Origin of the sequence: Actinotalea sp. (genome assembly GCF_035443605.1) — a bacterium.
Taxonomy (GTDB): Bacteria; Actinomycetota; Actinomycetes; order Actinomycetales; family Cellulomonadaceae; genus Actinotalea.
Window position 1 is genome coordinate 1 of sequence record NZ_DAORSQ010000195.1, and the last position, 2,391, is coordinate 2,391.

At 74.4% G+C, this 2,391-nt stretch carries 3 protein-coding genes; all 3 read left to right on the forward strand.

Going from position 1 to position 2,391, the window contains the following annotated elements; all coding sequences use genetic code 11:
• Positions 1 to 500, forward strand: a 500-nt coding sequence (locus PKY62_RS13060; protein WP_324537654.1) for a ribulose-phosphate 3-epimerase, incomplete at its 5' end; no start/stop codon positions are given.
• The gene (locus PKY62_RS13065) at positions 497 to 1,117 is read left to right on the forward strand and encodes a pentapeptide repeat-containing protein (RefSeq protein WP_324537655.1); all 621 of its coding nucleotides are present in this window, start codon (positions 497 to 499) and stop codon (positions 1,115 to 1,117) included. The genes PKY62_RS13060 and PKY62_RS13065, both read left to right, overlap by 4 nt.
• Positions 1,118 to 1,191: 74 nt before the next feature.
• The coding region (locus tag PKY62_RS13070) for a HEAT repeat domain-containing protein (protein WP_324537656.1) at positions 1,192 to 2,391 on the forward strand (1,200 nt) is incomplete at its 3' end.

The window sequence follows — 2,391 nt, forward strand, 5'->3', positions numbered from 1 at the left end:
TGTCGCCCATCCCGATCGACTGCCACCTCATGATCGAGGACCCCGACCGCTGGGCACCGGGGTACGCCGAGGCCGGGGCCCGGTCGGTGACCTTCCACATCGAGGCCGTCGCGGATGCCGTGGCGACCGCCCGCGCCATCCGCGCCGCCGGGGCCCGGGCGGCGTTCGCGGTCAAGCCGGCAACCCCCTTCGCGCCCTACGAGGACCTCCTGCCCGAGGTCGACATGGTCTTGGTCATGACCGTCGAACCGGGGTTCGGTGGCCAGTCGTTCATGGCCGACCAGATGCCCAAGGTCTCGCAGGTCCGCGACGCCGTGCGCCGCTTCGGCGGCGAGGTGTGGGTGCAGGTCGACGGCGGGGTGTCCGCCTCGACCATCGAACAGTGTGCGGATGCCGGTGCGGACGTCTTCGTCGCCGGCTCGGCGGTGTACGGCGCCGAGTCGGCGTCCGCGGCCATCGAGCAGCTGCGCGCGCTCGCCAGCGCCCACACCCACCGGTGAGCGGGACGGCATCCCTGGTCGACCGGCTCGCCGACGTCGGCGGGTACGCGGTCGACCTGACCCTCACGGAGGGGCTGGCCCCGGGGGAGGTGCTCGACGGGGTCGAGCTGGAGGCCTGCCGCTTCGAGGGCGCCGTGCTCGAGGGAGCGGTGCTGCGCGGCTGCACGTTCACCGACTGCGTGTTCACGGGCTGCAACCTCAACCGGGTTGACCTCGACGGGTCACGCTTCGTGGACTGCCGGTTCCTCGACTGCACGGCGCTCGCGGTGACGTGGACCCGCGCGGCCGCCGCGGCCCTCTCGGTCCGCCCGTGGGACTTCGAGCGCTGCCGGCTCGACCTGGCCTCGTTCCAGGAGGCGGCGATCGCGGGGTCTCGCGTCGTCGACTGCTCGCTGCGTGAGGCCGACTTCGGCAGTGCCGACGTGCAGCGGGTCGACTTCGCGGGGTCCGACCTCGGCGCTGCCGTGTTCGTCGGCACCGACCTGCGCGGGGCCAGCCTGGTCGGCGCCACGGGCTACGGGTTTGACCCGTCGCAGAACCGGGTACGGGGACTTCGCGTGGAGGCCACGGCGGCGACGGGGCTGCTCAGCGCGATGGGCCTGGTCGTCGAGGGCTGACCTCCGGGCGGGCCGGCGGAGGTCCTGTGTAACCTTAGACGAAGTTTCGACGATAGTCGCCTAGTGTCATGGGCATGGATGTTGTCGCAGCCCTCGCCACCGTGCGATCCTCCCCCACGATCCTCGAGGGGATGCGGGCCGGGGAGTTCCTCGACGTCGCCGCGCGGACCGCGAGCGGGCACGACGTCGACGTGCTCGTGGCGGGCACCGGCGACGCCGATCCGGTCACGGCGATCGCGGCGGTGCGCGCCCTCGGTGCGCAGGGTGGTGCGCAGGCTGCACGTCATCTCGTGGCCCTGCTCGACGACGACCGTGCGTACGTCGCCGAGCACGCCGTCGAGGCCCTCGCTGGGGTGGCTCCCCACGTCCCGGGTCTCTCGCCGCTGGTCCGGTACGTCGCCGACGGTGGCTTCACCGGGATGCTGGCGCAGCGCACCCTCGAGGCGTGGGCGGTCGCCCTTCCGGATGCCGTCCACGACGCGCTGGCCGCCGCGCTCACGTCGCAGGGCGACTCCGGGGCCCGCGCGCGCCTGGTGGAGACGGTGGGGCTCGTGCCCGGGCCGGCGGCCACCCGGTTGCTCCTGCGGGTCAGGGGTGACGACACCGAGGCGGCCGAGGTGCGAGCCGCGGCACAGGCCGCCCTCGACGACGAGCCCGCGACGGAGCCGGCCCCACGGGGCCACCAGGGCCTCACGGTCGTCCAGCTCTTCCTCCACGGCGACCTGGACGGCAGCCTGCGCCACTCGGGGCAGGGTGACACCGGTGGCGTCGCCACGCTGCTCGTGCACCTCGGCGACGCCCTGGTGCGGCAGGTGCCTCGGGTGGAGCGGGTCATCACCGTCTCGGGCAGCAGGGACGGGACGACCGCTGTCGGGTCGCCGGCCCTGTCCGGCCGGGGCCACCACTACGCGCGCATCCCGCTGCGGGGGCCGTCGACGGGGGCGGCGATGGCGTGGCCGCTCCGGGTCCAGGCGCGGCGCGGCATCCGGCGGGTCCTGCGTGCCGCCGGGCGCGTCGACGTCATCCACCTGCGGATGGCTGACGTCGGGTCGCTGGTCGCCGCCGAGGTGGCCGCCGAGCTCGGCATCCCCGTCGTGCTCACCCTGGCCCCGGACCCGCAGGCGCTCCTCGCCGCCCGAGAGGCCGCCGGGAGCCTGACCCGCACCACGTTCGGCGACGCAGACCGGGTGGAGCACCTGTGGTTCCGCGATCGGCTGCTGCGCGCCCTCGCCGCGCAGGCCGAGCACCTCGTGCTGTTCCCGCGCCCGGACGTA